Annotated in this window: 16 protein-coding genes; 15 read left to right on the forward strand and 1 reads right to left on the reverse strand. The window is 45.1% G+C overall.

The annotated features are described in order from the left end of the window. The first annotated feature begins 151 nt into the window (after nucleotides 1-151). The 8 genes from F9802_RS04555 to pyrE are packed head-to-tail and all read left to right on the forward strand — an operon-like array spanning nucleotide 152 to nucleotide 9,644. Nucleotides 152-1,081, forward strand: coding sequence for an aspartate carbamoyltransferase catalytic subunit (locus F9802_RS04555; RefSeq protein ID WP_152150278.1), 930 nt, complete (start codon nucleotides 152-154; stop codon nucleotides 1,079-1,081). Next, on the forward strand, nucleotides 1,044-2,330 hold the full coding sequence (locus F9802_RS04560; protein WP_152149977.1) for a dihydroorotase: 1,287 nt from the start codon (nucleotides 1,044-1,046) through the stop codon (nucleotides 2,328-2,330). Before F9802_RS04555 ends, F9802_RS04560 begins: the two co-directional genes overlap by 38 nt. Then, complete coding sequence (locus tag F9802_RS04565) at nucleotides 2,327-3,418, forward strand: carbamoyl phosphate synthase small subunit (RefSeq protein WP_152150279.1); 1,092 nt, start codon at nucleotides 2,327-2,329, stop codon at nucleotides 3,416-3,418. The genes F9802_RS04560 and F9802_RS04565 overlap by 4 nt, the downstream gene beginning before the upstream one ends. After that, nucleotides 3,411-6,629 (forward strand): carbamoyl-phosphate synthase large subunit, encoded by a 3,219-nt coding sequence (gene carB, locus F9802_RS04570; protein WP_152149978.1) that lies wholly within the window; start codon nucleotides 3,411-3,413, stop codon nucleotides 6,627-6,629. Before F9802_RS04565 ends, carB begins: the two co-directional genes overlap by 8 nt. Beyond that, entirely contained in the window at nucleotides 6,626-7,405 is a 780-nt protein-coding gene (locus F9802_RS04575) for a dihydroorotate dehydrogenase electron transfer subunit (protein WP_152149979.1), read from the forward strand. The genes carB and F9802_RS04575 overlap by 4 nt, the downstream gene beginning before the upstream one ends. Then, nucleotides 7,402-8,343, forward strand: coding sequence for a dihydroorotate dehydrogenase (locus F9802_RS04580; protein ID WP_152149980.1), 942 nt, complete (start codon nucleotides 7,402-7,404; stop codon nucleotides 8,341-8,343). Before F9802_RS04575 ends, F9802_RS04580 begins: the two co-directional genes overlap by 4 nt. After that, a complete protein-coding gene (gene pyrF, locus F9802_RS04585; RefSeq protein WP_152149981.1) occupies nucleotides 8,315-9,031 on the forward strand; it encodes an orotidine-5'-phosphate decarboxylase in 717 nt (238 codons plus the stop codon). The genes F9802_RS04580 and pyrF overlap by 29 nt, the downstream gene beginning before the upstream one ends. Continuing rightward, nucleotides 9,021-9,644, forward strand: coding sequence for an orotate phosphoribosyltransferase (gene pyrE / locus F9802_RS04590; RefSeq protein WP_152149982.1), 624 nt, complete (start codon nucleotides 9,021-9,023; stop codon nucleotides 9,642-9,644). Before pyrF ends, pyrE begins: the two co-directional genes overlap by 11 nt. Nucleotides 9,645-9,671: 27 nt before the next feature. Here the strand turns inward: pyrE and F9802_RS04595 are convergent, their stop codons facing one another. After that, nucleotides 9,672-11,378 carry an Rqc2 family fibronectin-binding protein gene (locus F9802_RS04595; RefSeq protein WP_152149983.1) on the reverse strand — a complete coding sequence of 569 codons (1,707 nt, stop codon included), beginning with the start codon at nucleotides 11,376-11,378 and terminating at the stop codon, nucleotides 9,672-9,674. A 131-nt stretch (nucleotides 11,379-11,509) separates the two neighbouring features. Here F9802_RS04595 and F9802_RS04600 point away from each other — a divergent pair, with 131 nt between their 5' ends. The 7 genes from F9802_RS04600 to priA all read left to right on the forward strand — a co-directional run bounded on the left by F9802_RS04600 (nucleotide 11,510) and on the right by priA (nucleotide 20,058). Further along, nucleotides 11,510-14,188, forward strand: coding sequence for a cation-translocating P-type ATPase (locus F9802_RS04600; protein WP_152149984.1), 2,679 nt, complete (start codon nucleotides 11,510-11,512; stop codon nucleotides 14,186-14,188). Between the two features lie 75 nt (nucleotides 14,189-14,263). Further along, entirely contained in the window at nucleotides 14,264-15,139 is an 876-nt protein-coding gene (locus tag F9802_RS04605) for a YicC/YloC family endoribonuclease (protein ID WP_152149985.1), read from the forward strand. A gap of 46 nt (nucleotides 15,140-15,185) precedes the next feature. Beyond that, nucleotides 15,186-15,461, forward strand: coding sequence for an extracellular matrix/biofilm regulator RemA (gene remA, locus F9802_RS04610; RefSeq protein WP_152149986.1), 276 nt, complete (start codon nucleotides 15,186-15,188; stop codon nucleotides 15,459-15,461). Then, nucleotides 15,458-16,072 (forward strand): guanylate kinase, encoded by a 615-nt coding sequence (gene gmk / locus F9802_RS04615; protein WP_152149987.1) that lies wholly within the window; start codon nucleotides 15,458-15,460, stop codon nucleotides 16,070-16,072. The genes remA and gmk overlap by 4 nt, the downstream gene beginning before the upstream one ends. Before the next feature lies 1 nt (nucleotide 16,073). Beyond that, nucleotides 16,074-16,301, forward strand: a complete 228-nt coding sequence (gene rpoZ, locus F9802_RS04620) for a DNA-directed RNA polymerase subunit omega (RefSeq protein ID WP_152149988.1) — start codon at nucleotides 16,074-16,076, stop codon at nucleotides 16,299-16,301. A gap of 134 nt (nucleotides 16,302-16,435) precedes the next feature. Next, nucleotides 16,436-17,656 (forward strand): bifunctional phosphopantothenoylcysteine decarboxylase/phosphopantothenate--cysteine ligase CoaBC, encoded by a 1,221-nt coding sequence (gene coaBC / locus F9802_RS04625; RefSeq protein ID WP_152149989.1) that lies wholly within the window; start codon nucleotides 16,436-16,438, stop codon nucleotides 17,654-17,656. After that, a complete protein-coding gene (gene priA / locus F9802_RS04630; RefSeq protein ID WP_152149990.1) occupies nucleotides 17,647-20,058 on the forward strand; it encodes a primosomal protein N' in 2,412 nt (803 codons plus the stop codon). Before coaBC ends, priA begins: the two co-directional genes overlap by 10 nt. Nucleotides 20,059-20,087: the final 29 nt, after the last annotated feature.

Consider the following 20,087-nt stretch of genomic DNA (forward strand, 5'->3'; position numbering starts at 1 on the left):
ATTTCATACGTACCTTTTAAAAATGTTCAGAGAAGCATTTAAGGGTGTTGGACAATTAGTCGCGGCTTTCCTGCCAAAACCTTGTCTAGAACTAAACACCCTTGGGAAAAATGGGTGTTTTTTTTATGAAAATGGAGGCGGGAAAACGATGATGCAAAATTTAGTTTCAATTAAAGATATGAATAAAGATGAAATTCTGTTAATATTAATGCAGGCAAAAAAGTTTGCTCAAGGAGAAAGCTGGCATGCTGGCAAGCAAACATTTGTGGCCAATTTATTTTTTGAAGCAAGCACGCGTACGAAAACAAGCTTTGAGGTAGCTGAACGAAAATTAGGATTGGAAGTCATCCCGTTTGAAACAGGCAGCTCCAGTGTTTTAAAAGGGGAGACGTTGTATGACACGGTTCGAACGCTTGAATCGATCGGTGTAAACGCCATCGTCATCCGCCATGAAGAAGATAAATATTATGAGCAGCTTATTAATAAAGTAAACATTCCTGTGATCAATGCAGGTGACGGCTGCGGACAGCATCCAACACAATGTCTGCTCGACTTATTTACCATCCAGCAGGAGTTCGGCCGGTTTGAAGGCTTAAAAGTCGGAATTGTCGGCGACATCCGTCACAGCCGGGTGGCGCGCTCGAACGCGGAAGCCCTTCGCAAACTCGGAGCGGATGTCCGTTTTTCAGGACCGCCTGAGTGGTTTGCAGATGAATATTTAGCGGCGGGAGACTTTGCTAATTTAGATGAGCTCGTTGAAGAAGTGGACGTCTTAATGCTTCTTCGCATCCAGCACGAACGCCATGGAAGCGGGACGGCTGTGTCGAAAGAACAATACCATCAAATGTATGGCTTAACAGTGGAACGAGAAAGGCTAATGAAAAAGGGAAGCATCATTATGCATCCGGCTCCAGTGAACCGGGATGTGGAGATAGCAGGATGCCTAGTGGAGTGCGGGCGGTCACGCATTTTTAAACAAATGGAAAACGGTGTGTTTGTCAGAATGGCTGTTTTAAAACAAGTGCTTGAAGGGAGATTAACAAATGAACTGGCTAATCAAAAATGGCAATATTCTTGCTGAAAACGGTGAATTGAAAAAACAGGATATTCGTATACAAGGAACGAAAATTGCGGAAATAGGAGAGCACTTGACAGCGAACGAGGAAAATATTCTGGACGCGGATGGGCAGCTTATCGTTCCAGGATTAATTGACTTGCACGTTCATTTGCGCGAACCGGGCGGCGAACATAAGGAAACGATTGAAACAGGTACACTGGCCGCTGCAGCGGGCGGATTTACAACGATTGCAGCGATGCCGAACACACGCCCTGTGCCGGACACTGTGGAAAACTTAACTTCATTAAATGCACGCATTGAAGAAACAGCTCATGTCCGAGTGCTTCCGTACGCTTCGATTACGATCAGAGAAGCAGGGAAAGAATTGACGGATTTTGCGAGCTTGAAAGAAACCGGTGCTTTCGCATTTACAGATGACGGTGTCGGCATCCAGCAGGCGGGCATGATGTATGAGGCGATGAAGCAGGCGGCAGCCGTTGACGCAGCCGTTGTTGCCCACTGTGAAGATAACTCGCTTATTTATGGAGGAGCGGTTCACGACGGAGATTACGCAGCGAAAAATGAAATACCCGGCATCCCCTCCATTTGTGAATCTGTACATATTGCAAGAGATGTACTGATTGCTGAAGCAGCAGGCTGCCACTATCACGTTTGCCATATCAGTACAGAAGGTTCAGTCCGGTCGGTCCGGGATGCGAAGAAAGCAGGCATTCGAGTAACTGCTGAAGTTACACCGCATCATTTATTGCTTTGTGACGAAGACATACCGGGTACGGACACGAACTTTAAAATGAATCCGCCGCTGCGCGGAAGAAAAGATCAAGAAGCGCTGATTGAAGGATTGCTTGACGGAACGATTGATTTTATCGCGACTGATCATGCGCCGCACACAGCCGAAGAAAAAGCAGCCGGCATGCAAAAAGCTCCATTCGGCATTGTCGGATTGGAAACCGCATTTCCGCTTTTATATACACATCTCGTGAAAAAAGAGTTAATTACACTGAATCAGCTTGTAGATTGGATGACGATTAAACCGGCAGAAGCATTCGGGCTGCCGTACGGAAAACTTGAAACTGGCGCGATTGCAGACATTGCTTTAATTGATTTGCAAACCGAAAAAGAAATTAATCCTGAGAAGTTTTATTCAAAAGGGAAAAACACACCATTTGCGGGCTGGACGTGCAGCGGTTGGCCGACAGCTACATTCTCAGAAGGTAAACTCGTATGGCAGGAAGGAAAGGTGCAGGCATGAAAAAACAACTGATATTAGAAGATGGAACGATTTTTATCGGCAAAGGGTTTGGCAGTGAAAAAGATACAATCGGAGAAATTGTATTTACAACAGGGATGACCGGCTATCAAGAAGTACTGTCTGACCCATCTTACTGCGGCCAAGTCGTAACTTTCACTTATCCTCTAGTCGGCAATTACGGCATCAATCGTGATGACTTTGAAACGATCCAGCCTGCTGTGAAAGGATTAATCGTAAAAGAAGCAGCGGATTATCCGTCAAACTTTCGCAGTGAAATGTCACTTGACGAGTTTTTGAAAATGAAACAGATTCCTGCCATTTGTGGTGTCGATACGAGAAAGCTGACAAGAATCATCCGCCAGCACGGAACGTTAAAAGGCGCTATCGTTTCTATCGATGAAAAACCAGAAGAAGTGATTCACCGCCTGCAGGCGGCTGTTCTTCCAACAGACCAGGTCGATCAAGTTTCAACTAAATCTGCTTACCCGAATCCGGGGCGCGGATATCGTGTCGTATTGATGGATTTTGGCATGAAGCACGGCATTTTGCGCGAGCTGAACAATCGCGATTGTGATGTTATCGTCGTACCGCACGATACAACAGCCGAAGAAATTCTGCAATTCAATCCGGACGGCATTATGCTGACGAACGGACCGGGAGATCCAAAAGATGTGCCTCATGCGGTTGAAACGGTAAAAAATTTAATCGGCCAGGTGCCCATCTTCGGCATCTGTCTTGGCCACCAGCTGTTTGCTCTTGCTTCAGGAGCGGATACATTTAAACTAAAATTCGGACACCGTGGCTCGAACCATCCTGTTAAAGAATTGGCGACAGGAAAAACGGCGCTGACTTCTCAAAACCATGGCTATGCAGTAGATGAAAAAACACTTGAAAATACAGGGTTAAAGGTAACACATGTAGCGCTGAATGATGGAACGATTGAAGGGCTTGCCCATAGAACGTATCCGGCTTTCTCGGTTCAATACCATCCGGAAGCATCACCAGGGCCGGAAGATGACAACCATTTATTTGACCGCTTTATCAACATGATGAAAGAACACGCTGGAAAGGAGCTTCAAAATGCCTAAACGTACAGATATTCAAAGCATACTAGTAATAGGTTCTGGCCCGATCGTGATCGGCCAGGCAGCAGAATTCGATTATGCAGGAACGCAAGCTTGCTTAGCTTTAAAAGAAGAGGGCTACCGTGTTATTCTTGTCAACTCCAATCCCGCGACAATTATGACCGATACGGAAATCGCCGATGCTGTTTATATCGAACCGATCACATTGGAGTTTGTTAGCCGGATTATTCAAAAAGAGCGCCCGGATGCTGTTCTGCCGACGCTCGGCGGACAAACAGGCTTAAATATGGCTGTGGAGCTGGCAAAAGCAGGTGTTCTTGAAGAGTACAGCGTGAAAGTTCTAGGAACGAAATTGTCTGCCATTGAACAAGCCGAAGACCGTGACTTATTCCGTCAGCTAATGAATGAATTGAATGAGCCGGTACCAGAAAGTGAAATCATTCATACACTTGAAGAAGCATTTGCGTTTGTTGAAAAAATTGGCTATCCCGTCATCGTTCGTCCGGCCTATACGCTCGGCGGTACCGGCGGTGGAATTTGTACGAATGAAGCAGAACTGATCGAAATTGTAAAAAGCGGGCTGAAGCACAGCCCGGTCACGCAATGCTTACTCGAGAAAAGCATTGCCGGCTTTAAAGAGATCGAATATGAAGTGATGCGTGATTCCAATGACAATGCGATCGTTGTTTGTAATATGGAAAACATCGACCCGGTGGGCGTTCATACAGGTGATTCAATCGTTGTCGCTCCAAGCCAGACGTTAAGCGACCGTGAGTATCAAATGTTGCGCAACACTTCTTTAAAAATTATCCGTGCGCTCGGTATAGAAGGCGGATGTAACGTCCAGCTCGCGCTCGATCCGTACAGCTTCCAATATTACATCATTGAAGTGAACCCGCGTGTCAGCCGGTCATCGGCGCTAGCTTCGAAAGCAACGGGCTATCCAATTGCAAAACTCGCAGCGAAAATTGCTGTCGGTTTAACACTTGATGAAATGAAAAACCCGGTGACAGGGAAAACGTATGCCTGCTTTGAACCGACGCTTGACTACGTTGTTTCGAAAATACCGAGATGGCCGTTTGATAAGTTTGAATCAGCGAACCGCACGCTCGGTACGCAAATGAAAGCAACAGGCGAAGTGATGGCGATCGGCCGGACACTGGAAGAATCTATGCTGAAAGCTGTCCGTTCTCTCGAAAGCGGTGTGTACCATTTAGGACTGGATGAAATTAAAGAAATGGCCGACTCTTTCATTGAAAAACGCATCAGAAAAGCAGGGGATGAACGTCTTTTCTATATCGGCGAAGCGTTGCGCCGCGGCATTACTATTGAAACAATCAATGAATGGTGCCAGATCGATCTTTTCTTCCTGAAGAAATTCTCAAATATTGTGGAGTTTGAAAAAGAAGTAGCTGCCCATCCATTCGATGCAGAAACGGCTAAAACAGCAAAAGAAATGGGATTTGCCGACTGCACAATCGCCGAGCTTTGGGGAACGACAGAAAAAGAAGTGTATGACTGGCGCAAAGCAACCGGCTTAATCCCTGTTTATAAAATGGTGGATACATGTGCCGCTGAGTTTGAATCGGCTACTCCTTATTATTACGGAACATATGAAGAGGAGAACGAATCCGTTGTCACAGACCGCAAAAAAGTAGTTGTGCTCGGTTCCGGCCCGATCCGCATTGGTCAAGGAGTGGAGTTTGATTATGCAACTGTTCACTCTGTCTGGGCAATTAAAGAAGCGGGATATGAAGCTATTATCGTCAATAACAATCCGGAAACTGTTTCCACGGACTTCAGTATATCTGACAAACTGTATTTTGAACCGTTAACTATTGAAGATGTCATGCACATCATTGACTTGGAAAAACCGGAAGGCGTCGTCGTTCAATTCGGCGGACAAACGGCCATCAACCTCGCAGAAAAATTAGTAAACCATGGTGTGAAGATTTTAGGCACAACTGTCGAAGATCTTGACCGTGCGGAAAATCGCGACAAATTTGAGCAAACACTTCAGTCACTCGACGTTCCGCAGCCGCTTGGAAAAACGGCATTCTCTGTTGAGGCGGCTGTAAAAATTGCTGAAGAGATCGGCTACCCTGTTCTTGTCCGCCCGTCTTACGTACTTGGCGGCCGGGCGATGGAGATTGTGTATAAAGAAGCTGAATTGCTTCATTACATGGAAAATGCCGTGAAAGTTAATCCGGAACACCCAGTATTAATTGACCGTTATTTAACAGGAAAAGAAATTGAAGTAGACGCGATCTCCGATGGTACAGACGTGGTTATTCCAGGAATTATGGAACATATTGAGCGGGCTGGCGTCCACTCAGGTGATTCCATTGCCGTCTATCCGCCACAACAGCTTACAAAAGAACAAAAAGATAAAATCATCGACTATACGATCAAGCTGGCAAAAGGGTTAAACATCGTCGGGCTGCTGAACATTCAATACGTCGTGTCCAAAGGCGAGGTATTTGTCCTTGAAGTGAATCCGCGCTCCAGCCGTACGGTTCCTTTCTTAAGTAAAATAACGAACATTCCAATGGCCAATGTGGCAACGAAAGCGATTCTCGGCCATTCATTGAAAAGCCAGGGCTACAGCACTGGATTGGCAAAAGAAGAAGCCGGCGTATTCGTTAAAGTACCAGTATTCTCCTTCGCCAAATTGCGCCGTGTAGATACGACACTTGGACCTGAAATGAAATCAACAGGTGAAGTCATGGGCAAAGATACGACACTTGAAAAAGCTCTTTATAAAGGGCTCGTAGCTGCAGGGATGAAAATTCCAACAAAAGGTGCGGTGTTAATGACTGTTGCCGATAAAGATAAAGAAGAGGCGCTGGTACTTGCAAAAAGATTTCATAACATCGGCTATAAACTGATGGCTACACACGGAACAGCCCAATATTTAAGGGAGGCTGGCGTGCCTGCAGAGACTGTAGCCAAAATCGGAGCAAAAGGTCCCGACATTCTGGATACAATTCGCTCAGGAGAAGCCCAATTTGTCATCAACACATTAACAAGAGGTAAACAGCCTGCCCGTGACGGCTTCCGAATCCGCCGTGAGACGGTAGAAAACGGCATCCCGGGCTTAACTTCACTCGATACGGCAGAAGCGATCCTGCGCGTCTTGGAATCAATGATCTTCTCAGCAGAAGCGATGCCTAAGCCAGAAATTTCAACTGAAGTCGAGGCGGTGCTTTCATGATCAAAAAAGAATGGATGACCGTTCTTTCCCAAAAAAGCATTGCAAAAAATATATATGAGCTCACTCTCGAAGGTGAGCTCGTGCAGGAGATGAACGAACCGGGCCGGTTCGTTCATCTTAAAGTAAATGGGCAAATGATGCCACTGCTCCGCCGGCCGATCAGTATTGCCAGCATCGATCAAGCAAATTCCCGCTTTACGATGATTTACCGCGCAGAAGGCGAAGGAACGAAACTACTCGCTGAAAAAAAAGCGGGAGATACTGTTGATGTCCTCGGACCCCTTGGAAATGGGTTTCCAATTGAAGAAGCTCAGCCTGGAGAGACAGCGATTTTAGTCGGTGGGGGCATCGGTGTTCCGCCGCTGTACGAACTATCTAAACGGCTAAATGAGCGCGGCGTGAAAACAATCCATGTGTTAGGCTTTCAATCAGCAAATGTGGCTTTTTATATGGAGAAATTTTCAGAGCTTGGAGAAACGTATGCAGCAACTGTTGATGGTACCCTTGGCACAAAAGGTTTTGTGACAGATGCAATTCACCAATATAACTTGCAGGCAGATATATTATACTCATGCGGCCCGGTATCCATGCTGAAAGCACTGGAAGGACTGCATCTAACGAAAAAAGGGTTTATTTCACTGGAAGAGCGAATGGGATGCGGCATCGGGGCTTGTTTCGCCTGTGTTTGCCACACGCAAAACGATCCGACAGGAACAGAATACCGCAAAGTTTGCAGTGACGGACCAGTATTCCCGATTGGAGAGGTGGCTTTATGAGCAGATTACAAACGAAACTGCCTGGATTAACGCTGAAAAATCCAATTATGCCTGCATCAGGCTGCTTTGGTTTCGGCCGCGAATTCAGCGGACTTTACGATTTAAGTGTGCTTGGAGCGATTATGATCAAAGCGACGACAGAAGAGCCGCGTTTTGGCAATCCAACTCCGCGGGTAGCGGAGACACCGGGTGGTATGCTGAACGCCATCGGCCTGCAAAATCCGGGGCTTGAAAAAGTAGTGGGAAATGAAATTCCGTGGCTTTCTCAATTTGATGTGCCAATTATCGCTAACGTAGCCGGTTCACAAGTGGAAGACTATGTTGAAGTGGCGCGCACCATTTCCAAATCAGAGTATGTTCAAGCGCTTGAGTTAAATATTTCTTGCCCAAATGTGAAAACAGGCGGGATTGCTTTTGGAACAGTGCCGGAAACAGCTAAACATTTGACGAAAAAAGTGAAAGAAGTATCTGATGTACCGGTCTACGTCAAGCTTTCCCCGAACGTATCAAATATTGTGGAAATGGCGAAAGCAGTAGAAGACGGCGGCGCGGACGGGTTAACAATGATCAATACGCTGCTCGGCATGCGGATCGATTTAAAAACAGGAAAGCCGATTTTGGCTAACCGGACGGGCGGATTATCCGGGCCGGCTATCAAGCCTGTCGCGATTCGGATGATCTATGAAGTAAGTCAGCAAACAACTCTTCCGATCATCGGAATGGGCGGAATTTCAACAGTGGAAGACATTCTCGAATTTTACATGGCTGGTGCTAGTGCGGTAGCTGTAGGAACGGCTAACTTCGCTAATCCGTTCATTTGTCCTGAACTGATTGAAGAGCTTGATGCTTACTTGATAGAACATAACATTGACCATATAAGCGACTTGACGGGAAGGAGCTGGAACAAAGATGGAAAAAGAACCTATCATTGCTCTTGATTTTCCCACGTGGGAAGAAACTGAACGGTTTTTGCAGCCTTTCTCTGCAGAATCGTTATATGTCAAAGTAGGAATGGAACTTTATTTGCAAAATGGCCCTTTCATTATTGAGAAATTAAAAAAAATGAACCACCGCATTTTTTTAGATTTAAAGCTTCATGATATTCCAAATACAGTACAGCAGGCGATGAAGGGGCTTGCCGGGCTTGGAGTCGATATGATCAACGTGCATGCTGCCGGAGGACAAAAAATGGTATCGGCCGCCAGGGAAGGGCTAGAGCAAGGAACAACCGGAAAAAGACCATTGCTTCTAGGTGTCACACAGCTAACTTCCACTTCTGAAGAACAAATGCATAACGAACAGCTTATAGCGGTTTCTCTTAAAGAATCCGTGCTTCATTATGCGAAATTAACGAAAGCCGCTGGTGGTGACGGGGTCGTCTGTTCTGTTTATGAAGCGGCGGCAATCAGCGAAGTATGCGGAACTGATTTTCTAAAAGTCACGCCAGGTATCCGCCTAAAAGAAGATGATGCTAATGATCAGAAGCGGGTGGCCGATCCTATGCTCGCAAAAAAGCTCGGCTCGTCGATGATTGTTGTCGGCCGTTCGATTACGAAAGCGGGCAGCCTGCTCGAAGCTTATCAAAAAGTAAAGCAGCAATGGGGAGAGATAGAGCATGTTAAATAAAAAAATTGCCGGAAAATTATTGGAAATTAAAGCTGTATTTTTACAGCCGAATGAGCCATTTACATGGTCGTCGGGAATTAAATCACCGATTTATTGCGATAATCGGTTGACGCTGTCTTACCCTGAAACGAGAAAAACGATCGCCAAGGGACTCCAGTCTTTAATTGAAGAACATTATCCGGAAGCGGAGCTGATCGCAGGCACTGCTACAGCCGGCATTCCTCATGCTGCCTGGGTAAGTGATTTAACGGATCTTCCAATGTGCTATGTTCGTTCCAAAGCAAAAGAACACGGCAAAGGCAATCAAATTGAAGGAAAAGCAGCACCGGGAACAAAAGTAGTGGTCGTGGAAGATTTGATTTCCACAGGAGGAAGCGCCATTAAAGCAGTGGAAGCTCTCCGCGAGGCCGGCTGTGAAGTGCTCGGCATCGTCGCCATCTTTACATACGAGCTGGAAGCGGCAAAAGAAAAACTTTCAGCCGTAGAAATTTCTGCTCACAGTTTAAGTAACTATTCCTCCTTAATTGAAGTAGCCGCAGAAAAGGAATATGTAAAAGAAAGTGAACTTGAAACGCTTCGCAAATGGCAGGAAAACCCTGCGGAATGGAAATAAAAAATAACAAAGGGGCCGCCCCCTTTGTTATTTTTTTAATTTCAGTACGAGGTCTTCATTTGGCGTTACATAAACGGTTTGTTGGTTGTCGTAAATGACAAAGCCAGGTTTGGCGCCATTTGGTTTCTTTACGTGCCGTACTTTCGTAAAGTCGACCGGGACAGATCCGGATGATTTAGCTTTGCTAAAGTATGCGGCTAAGTTGGCGGCTTCGAGAATCGTCTCTTCCACTGGTTCTTCACTGCGAATGACAACGTGAGAACCGGGAATATCCTTCGTGTGCAGCCAAATTTCATCCCGGCGGGCGAATTTATTCGTTAAATAGTCATTTTGCTTATTGTTCTTACCGACGAAAATAAAGGTGCCATCGCTCGCTTCGTACCTTTCTAGTTCTGGTTTGCTGTTTGCCGGCTTTTTTTTCTTGGAAGATTTCGCTTTTATATAACCTTCTTCTAAAAGTTCTTCGCGGATTCCTTCGATATCTTTCGGTGAAGCAGATTCAATTTGTTGCAGGAGATGTTCAAAATAAGTCATTTCTTCTTTCGTGCTGTTAATTTGCCCATTAACCGCCAAAATAGCATTTTTCGCTTTTTGATATTTAGAAAACAATTTTTGCGCATTTTCTGCCGGTGTTTTTTGCGGATCCAAAGGGATCTTTATTTTTCCGCCAGTTTCATCATAATAATTCACTACTTCGATTTCTTCCATCCCTTTTTCAACTGCATACAGATGAGCGGTTAATAACTCTCCGTACAATTGAAAACGATCTGCACTTTCTGCTTCCTTTAACGTTTGTTCAAGCTTGATTAGCTTCGCTTCGTTTTTTTCTTTTTCATTTTTTATTAAACGTTCTACATCATTCGCCTGCTGCCTCACTCTGTCGCGGGTCGCTTTGCCTACATAAAATCGGTCCAGCAGTTCGCTTAACGATTGAAAGGTTTTTCGTTCGCCTGGCAAATGCTGCAAGTCTTTTAAATAAAAAGCCGACTTTTGTTCATGTTCAATGAGAACAGGTGTATATTCATGCTGCCGAATCGGGTTCATCTCGCCTATAAAAGCAGCCGGAAGCGTTTCACGATTGACCATGCCGCTTTGAAAAACAATTTCTTTCGCGATAAGTGGAGATAAACCAGCAAATCCAGACACGAGCTGGCGATCAATGCGGCCGCTGTTAAAGTCCACTTTCCGGAGGATATCCAGCTGGTCGGCTGCCAGAGGATCCGCTTTGTCCTGAGCGGGGGGAAAGACATAATCATAGCCGGGAAGCACAGTCCGGTAGCTGTTTACCGCCGCTGATATATGTTTAATGCTATCAATGATCGTTCCTTTTTGCTGATCGACGAGCACAATGTTGCTGTGTCGGCCCATAATCTCGACATAAAGCTGTTTATAGGCAACATCGCCAATTTCATTTTTCCCTTTAAAGTGGAAAATCATTAATCGGTCAAGTCCTGCTTGTTCAATCGATTCCACGATAGCCCCTTCTAAATGTTTGCGCATCATCGTACAAAAGAGCGGGGGTTCTTTTGGGTTCTCGTAAGGTTCTTCTGTCAGTTGAACTCTTGCATAGGAAGGGTGCGCTGAAAGCAAAAGCTTATGATTTTTTCCTTTTGACCGGATGATTAAAATGGTTTCATTTTTATATGGCTGGTGAATTTTGTTCACCCGGCCGCCTTGAAGTGCCTCGGATAACTCTTTTGTGATTGCTCTCGTAAATAAACCGTCAAATGACATAGGCTGTCTTCCTTTTCTTCACTTTTAGTTGGCTGTTCATAAAACTTAAGTAAATCATAACATGTTTTTGCTTGCTGCTGAATAATCTTGCTATGAGAAGGACAAGTTTGTCCGTTAAAGGGAGTGAGGAGATGAATTTTCACGAGCTGAAACAAGAGGAAGTAGAAACGAGACTTCAGACAAGCATTCAGCGCGGTTTAACAACGGAAGAAGCTGAGAGGCGGAATCGTGAACACGGAAGCAATGAATTGACTGGAGAAAAGCTGCCTTCTGCCTGGCTTGTGTTCATTCGCCAGTTTAAAGATTTTATGGTTCTTGTGCTCATTGCGGCCACTGTCATCTCCGCTTTAATGGGAGAGTACATCGACTCCGCCGCTATCTTTGCGATCATCATCATCAATGGGCTGCTCGGGTTTTTGCAGGAAAGAAAAGCAGAAAAATCTCTGCAGGCATTGAAGGAATTATCCGCTCCGCAGTCACTCGTTTTGCGCGATGGTGAGTGGAAGAAAATTCAGTCAGCTGAAATCGTAGCCGGAGACATTGTAAAGTTTTCTGCGGGCGACCGTATTGGAGCGGACGTCCGGCTGCTAGAAACAATTAACTTGGAAATCGAAGAGTCGGCTATGACCGGGGAATCCGTTCCGGTTGAAAAACATGCCGCGCCTTTAAGAGAAGAAACTCCTGCGCTTGCGGACATGAAAAACATGGCGTTCATGGGCACGTTAGCCACCCGCGGCAACGGCACAGGCGTTGTCACAGCGATCGGAATGAAAACAGCAATGGGAAATATTGCTTCTATGCTTCAAGATGCACAGCGGGCAGAAACACCGTTGCAGCGCCGGCTCGAACAGCTTGGGAAAATACTAATCGCTGCTGCATTGTTCTTGACGATGCTTGTCGTAGTCATTGGCCTTGCTCAAGGCCACGAATTATATACGATGCTGTTGACGGGCGTGTCTTTAGCGGTGGCTGCTATTCCTGAAGGGCTGCCTGCTATTGTTACTGTTGCTTTATCACTAGGTGTACAACGCATGATCAAACAAAAAGCGATCGTCCGGCAGCTCGCTGCTGTTGAAACGCTCGGGTGTACGACAGTCATTTGTTCTGATAAAACAGGAACGATGACTCAAAACCAAATGACAGTCACAGATGTATGGAGCAGCGGCAAGCATTGGCGAATCAGCGGAAAAGGATATGAACCGAAAGGGAAGTTTTTCGAAGATACAGAGGAAATCTCTCCTGCTTCGGAAAAAAGCCTATATCAGCTGCTTACATTCGGGCTGCTTTGCAATCATGCAGAACTAAAAAGAAAAGAAAACGAATTTGTCATTCAAGGTGATCCAACGGAAGGCGCACTGCTTACAGCTGCCTTAAAAGCGGGATTGAGTCGTGAACAACTTCTGGAAACATTTACAATTGAACAAGAATTTCCTTTTGATTCAAAAAGAAAAATGATGACTATTGTTGTTAAAGATGCGCATGGCCAGCGCTTTGCCGTGACAAAAGGAGCGCCGGATGTTTTATTGAACAAAAGCGACTATATTTTATGGAATGAAAAGAAACAGCTTTTTTCCAACCCATACAGAAAGCAAACTGAAGATATACTTCAAGTGTTAGCAGGGAGAGCCTTGAGAGTCATTGCTGTTGCCTATAAACCGCTGCAAAATACTAGTAAGGTTGCTGATGCCGCAGAAGTTGAAGCGGGCTTGACATTTATTGGGATGGAAGGAATGATTGATCCTCCGCGTTCTGAAGTGAAGCAAGCGATCGCTGAATGCCGGCAGGCCGGTATTAGGACGATAATGATAACCGGTGATCATAAAGAAACGGCCGCAGCTATCGCCGGCGATTTAGGGCTTTCCGGTAAGAAGTCCGATATTTTAGATGGACAGATGCTAAGCCAGATGACAGAGAAAGATCTGGAAGAAGCAGCGGAACACACGGCTGTGTATGCCCGGGTTTCTCCGGAAGACAAATTAAAGATCGTTAAAGCGCTTCAAAAAAATGGACATATCGTTGCTATGACGGGAGACGGCGTGAATGACGCTCCTGCGATTAAAGCAGCTGACATCGGTATAGCCATGGGGATCACGGGAACAGATGTAGCAAAAGAAGCTTCTTCGTTAATTTTGGCGAATGATCATTTTGCCACGATTAAAGCGGCTGTGGAAGAAGGCAGAAATATTTATGAAAACATCCGCAAGTTCATTCGCTATTTGCTGGCGTCCAATGTCGGTGAAATTTTAGTTATGCTGTTTGCCATGGTTTTGGGGATGCCGCTTCCGCTCGTTCCTATTCAAATTTTATGGGTGAATTTAGTTACTGACGGTCTTCCCGCGCTAGCCCTCGGGCTTGATAAAGCAGAAGAAGATGTGATGAAACGGCCGCCAAGACATCCGAAAGAAGGAGTGTTCGCAAGAGGGCTGGCGTGGAAAATTGTCTCCCGCGGTTTTTTAATTGGCACTGCCACACTCATCGCCTTTATCATCGCCTATCAACAGCACCCGGAAAATCTTGTGTACGCCCAGACAGTTGCCTTTGCTACACTCGTTACTGCTCAGCTTATTCATGTGTTTGACTGCCGGAGTGAACGGTCGGTTCTTGCCCGCAATCCATTCGGCAATATGTATTTAATAGCGGCCGTTGTTTCTTCTTTTTTATTAATGGTCGCTGTTATATATATACCGGAACTGCAAACTATCTTTCACACGGTGCCGCTCGCAAAAAGAGAATGGCTGCTCGTTTTTGGAATTGGAGCCATCCCGACATTTTTGCTTGCTGGATCATTTTTTGCAAGAAAAAGAAGATAAAATATGCTATAATGCAAAAGGTAGTAGAGTGGACTCTATTGCCTTTTTATTATGTCGACGGGATGTGAGTGGCTGATGGTGAATAGTATGACAGGGTTTGGCAGAAGTAAAATTAAATCAGCCGATTTTGCGGTTACCGTAGAAATGAAGTCGGTCAATCACCGCTTCAGTGAATTTCAAATAAAAATGCCAAGGCAATTAATGAAAATTGAAGATAAAATAAAGAAGAAATTGTCACAATACATACAAAGGGGCCGGGTCGAGTTATTTATCTCCATTGAAGGAGAAGGGCTTATGCACCGGACACTTCATGCGGACTGGAAGCTGATCGGCGAATTTGTCGGCCTAATGAATGAAGCATCTGAAAAGTACGCCTTGTCAGGAAAGCTTAACTTGACGGATTTGCTGCAACGGCCCGATTTCATTACAATCGAGGAAAGCGGAGAAGAAAATGCCGCATTGGAAGGACTCATTCTTGAGGCAGTCATATCAGCAGCAGAACGCCTTTACGTCATGCGCCGGGCAGAAGGTGAAGAATTAAAGAAAGATTTACTTATATTATTAACCAGTTTGGAAAAAAAGTTACTGGAAGTCAAAAAGATGGCTCCTTTAGTCGTTGAAGCCTATAGTAAACGACTCGAACGCCGGATATATGAACTCACTTCTTCCACTTTTGAACGGGACAGAGTGGCAGTGGAAGTCGCTCTGTTTGCAGACAAGTCAGATATTCATGAGGAATGCATCCGGCTTGAAAGTCACATACAACAATTCCGGCAGGCACTTCAACTAGAGGAGCCAGTCGGGCGAAAGCTGGACTTTATGATTCAGGAAATGAACCGTGAAGTGAATACAATCGGATCAAAAGCAAATGATTCCACTATTAGTTCAGGTGTGGTTGAATTGAAAACACGCCTTGAAAAAATGAGGGAGCAAGTGCAAAATATCGAATAAGCAAAAGCTGATTTTCATAAAATCGCTTTTATATTGGGGGAACTTTATGTCCATTCCATTAATTAATATCGGATTCGGCAATATCGTGTCTGCGAATCGGATCGTATCTATTGTCAGTCCGGAATCGGCGCCGATCAAACGGCTTGTGCAAGAAGCGAGAGAGGCGCGGACACTAATTGATGCTACATATGGAAGAAGAACGAGAGCGGTGCTTATCATGGACAGCGACCATGTGGTTTTATCCGCTGTCCAGCCGGAAACAGTCGCCCAGCGAATTGTCTCCAAAGAAGAAGAAGCTGAAGAAGGGCAGGGAAAGGCATGAAAGAAAAAGGTTTGCTGATTGTTTTATCAGGACCTTCCGGGGTAGGGAAAGGAACGGTAAGGAAAGAAATTTTTTCACAGCCGGACGTTAAATTTGAATATTCGATCTCAATGACGACGCGGGCACCGCGGACAGGCGAAGTGGATGGGGTCGATTATTTTTTTAAATCGAGAGCAGAGTTCGAGCAGTTGATCTCTGAAGGAAAACTGTTGGAGCACGCGGAGTTTGTCGGTAATTATTACGGTACACCCGTTGACTATGTCAGGGAAACTCTTGATGCCGGCAGAGATATTTTCTTGGAAATTGAAGTGCAGGGAGCGCGTCAAGTACGGGAAAAATTTCCGGAAGGGTTATTTATATTTTTGGCACCGCCGAGCCTTTCCGAGCTCCATAGCCGCATCATCAACCGCGGAACGGAAAGTGATGAAGTGATTAAAGGACGAATGGAGAAAGCCCGAAAAGAAATTGAAATGATGAGCTTGTATGATTATGTCGTGGAAAACGACGAAGTCGAAAAAGCGTGCAGCCGTATACAGTCGATCGTTGTCGCTGAGCATTGCCGCCGGGAGCGCGTACAGCACCGCTATAAAAAAATGTTGGAGAGTGATTAATATGTTATATCCATCTATTGATAATTTGTTAACGAAAATTGATTCTAAATATTCTTTAGTCAGCATTGCCGCCAAACGTGCCCGCAGCCTGCAGGAAAACGACTCCACTCAATTGCTGGATTCGTATGTTTCTCATAAATACGTTGGCCGCTCGTTAGAAGAAATTTATGCCGATCGATTAACGATGAAAGAGAAAGATAAAAACGAGATTTACACGGACGAAGTATAAAGCAACAACAAGAATAACAACCTTTGAAAGGTTGTTATTTTTTTACACGTAAAGGTGAAAAAGAAGGCAAGAATATATAAAACAATGGAACAGCGGCATGGCCGCTTCGTTCGAGCAAAAAATGGAGGGTCAATATGTTAAGTGAAAAGAAAATCCTGCTATGCGTCACTGGCGGGATTGCTGCTTATAAAGCGGCTGCATTAACAAGCAAACTAGTTCAGGCGGGAGCTGAAGTAAAGGTGATCATGACATCATCTGCCCGCGAGTTTGTGACACCATTGACGTTTCAGGCGCTGTCACGAAATGATGTTTATACGGATACATTTGATGAAAAACATCCTGAAGTTATCGCCCATATTGATTTGGCAGACTGGGCTGATTTAATTGTTGTCGCACCAGCTACCGCCAATATGATTGGAAAGCTGGCTAACGGAATTGCTGACGACATGATTACTACCACATTGTTAGCTTCGACAGCACCTGTCTGGGTAGCCCCAGCGATGAACGTTCATATGTATGATCATCCGGCAGTGAAGAAAAATCTTGCCACGCTTGCGGGTTTTGGCTGGCAATTTGTCGAGCCTGGAGAAGGGTTTTTGGCGTGTGGATACGTTGGCAAAGGCCGCCTGGAAGAGCCGGAAAAAATTGTCGGTCTTGTGGCACAATTTTTTAAGCAAAAAAAAGAGTTGCCGTTGAAAGACAAAAAAGTGGTCGTTACAGCTGGTCCGACGCGGGAAGTGATTGATCCGGTCCGTTTTTTAACGAATCATTCCACTGGAAAAATGGGGTACGCTTTGGCAGAAGCTGCCCGTGATATGGGCGCTGAGGTGCATTTAATAACTGGTCCGGTTTCTATAGATCCGCCGGCGGGAGTAGAGGTAAAACAAGTTCAGAGTGCGGAAGATATGTACCAGGCCGTCATGGAGAAATTCGCAGAGAGTGACATAGTGGTTAAAACAGCAGCTGTTGCCGACTACCGCCCAAAAGTGACTCATAAGGAAAAAATGAAAAAGCAAGAAGGCGACTTAATCATTGAAATGGAGCGTACAAAAGATATTTTAAAAACGCTCGGAGAAGAAAAAACACATCAAATGCTGATTGGTTTTGCTGCTGAAACGGCTAATGTCGAGGAATATGCCAGAAGAAAGCTGCGAACGAAGCAAGTGGATATGATTGTAGCTAACAATGTCAAATTAGACGGAGCAGGCTTCGGCAGTGAAACGAACATTATATCTATTTTTAAAAAAGACGGAACGAAAAAAGAATTTGATTTAATGACTAAAAAAGCAGCAGCGAGAGAAATTTTGCAAGAAGCAGCTGCTGACTTAAAAAAGGGTGAAAGTGAATGCAAGTAGCCAGTGTCATTGTGGACGTAGCGGCGATGCAGACAGACAGAGCATTCGATTATACGATTCCAGAAAAATGGACAGGCATGATTCAACCGGGAATGAGAGTGGTCGTTCCGTTCGGTCCAAGGAAAATCCAGGGGTTTGTTACAGAATTGAAAAGCGGATCGAATGTGAAAAAACTGAAATCTCTTGTAGAACCAATGGATCTGGTGCCGGTTTTAAATTCGGAACTGCTTGAGCTTGCCGACTGGCTGACAGAAACAACGCTTTGTTTTAAAATTTCGGCTTACCAGGCAATGCTTCCTGCTGCCATGAAGGCCAAATATGAAAAAATATTCCGGCTAAGGGGAGAAGAAGAGCTCCTAAATGAAGAGATAGCCGCTTTTTTCAATAAACGTGCGGAATTGACTTGGGATGAAGCAGCTAAAGCGGGCGTGCTCAGCTCTTTGCGCCAGGAAATAAAAGCAGATCGGATTGAACTTATCTATAAAGTCAAAAGTAGAGGCCAAAAAAAGAACATACGAATGATTGGTCTGTCGTTGTCACCTGAAGAGCTTTCTGCCGGTTTAGACTCCCTTCCCGCCAATGCGCAAAAACAAAAAGATGTATTGAATTACTTAGCCCGCTCCGAGACTTCCCTTCTTTCAGCAAAAGAACTAATGGATAGGGCGGGGGCTGGGAGCAGCACGTTGAAAAGCCTGATAGAGAAAGGGTTTTTATTTGAACGTCAGCAGGAAATGTATCGCGACCCGTATGAAGACAGAGAATTTGAGCAAACGCAGCCGCTGCCATTGACTGACCAGCAGCAAGGAGCGATTGCTCCTGTTCTTGGAGCAATAGAAGAGAACCGCCACGAAACGTTCCTGCTTTACGGTGTTACCGGGAGCGGGAAAACGGAAATTTACTTGCAGTCGATCCAGCGCGTCTTGGAAAAAGACAAAGAAGCGATTGTGCTCGTTCCCGAGATATCATTGACGCCGCAAATGGTTCACCGCTTTAAAGGCCGCTTCGGAGATGACGTCGCCGTGTTGCACAGCGGCTTATCCATCGGTGAAAAATATGACGAGTGGCGCAAGATTCAGCGGAAAGAAGTAAAAGTGGTTGTAGGCGCCCGTTCAGCAGTGTTCGCACCGTTTGAAAATTTGGGTATCATTATTATTGATGAGGAACATGAAACAAGCTATAAACAAGAGGAAAATCCTCGGTATCATGCTAGAGAAACGGCGATCAAAAGGGCAGATTTTTATCATTGTCCAGTTATTTTAGGGAGTGCGACTCCTTCTCTGGAAAGTTTTGCACGGGCGCAAAAAGGAGTGTATCAATTGCTCACACTTCCTAAAAGAATGAATAATCAACAGCTGCCAGATGTGGAAATCATTGATATGCGTGAAGAATTGCGGAGCGGCAACCGGTCGATGTTTTCACATGCATTGTTTGATAAACTGACAGACCGTCTTGAAAAAGGAGAGCAAACGGTTCTTTTCCTAAACCGCCGCGGCCATTCCTCCTTTATTATGTGCCGAGATTGCGGCTATGTGGCTGGGTGCCCGCATTGCGATATTTCGTTAACTTATCACCGGCAAAGCCATCGGATGAAATGTCATTATTGCGGCTTTGAAGAACTCGTGCCTTCGAAGTGTCCGGAATGCAACAGTGAGCATATCCGTTATTTCGGCACGGGAACACAAAAAGTGGAAGACGAACTTGGCAAGCTGCTTCCCCATGCAAAAGTGGTGCGCATGGATGTCGATACGACGAGCCGCAAAGGGGCACATGAAAAGCTTCTTCGACAATTTGAAGAAGGAAAAGCGGATATTCTGCTTGGAACACAAATGATCGCCAAAGGACTCGACTTCCCGAATATTACGCTTGTCGGCGTGCTGAGTGCAGATACTATGCTTCATATTCCTGATTTTCGCTCCTCAGAAAAAACGTTTCAGCTGCTAACACAAGTCAGCGGGCGGGCGGGACGGCATCACCTTCAGGGAGAAGTTGTCATCCAGACGTACACACCGGAGCATTACAGCATTCAGCTAGCCGGAAAGCAAGATTATGATCAGTTTTACAATCAGGAAATGATGATGAGGAAACTGGGGAATTATCCGCCGTTTTATTACTTAGCTCTTGTCACGGTTAGTCACGAAGACGTGATGACGGCATCCGGGGTGACAGAAAAAATCACTCAATATATTCAATCACGTGTGTCAAATCAAGCTATTATACTCGGTCCTGTTGCCTCTCCTATTCCACGGATCAATGATAGATATCGTTACCAATGTTTGATAAAATACAAACGGGAACCGAAACTGCATGAAATTTTAAAAACAGTGATGGAACATTATACGAAACAGCAAAAAGATAAAAATTTACAAGTTGCCGTAGATGTGAACCCTTTTATTATGATGTAAAATAAAGTGTTGCATGAAAAAGACAACTA

The organism is Bacillus aerolatus (assembly GCF_009183655.1).
GTDB classification, from domain to species: domain Bacteria; phylum Bacillota; class Bacilli; order Bacillales; family Domibacillaceae; genus Pseudobacillus; species Pseudobacillus aerolatus.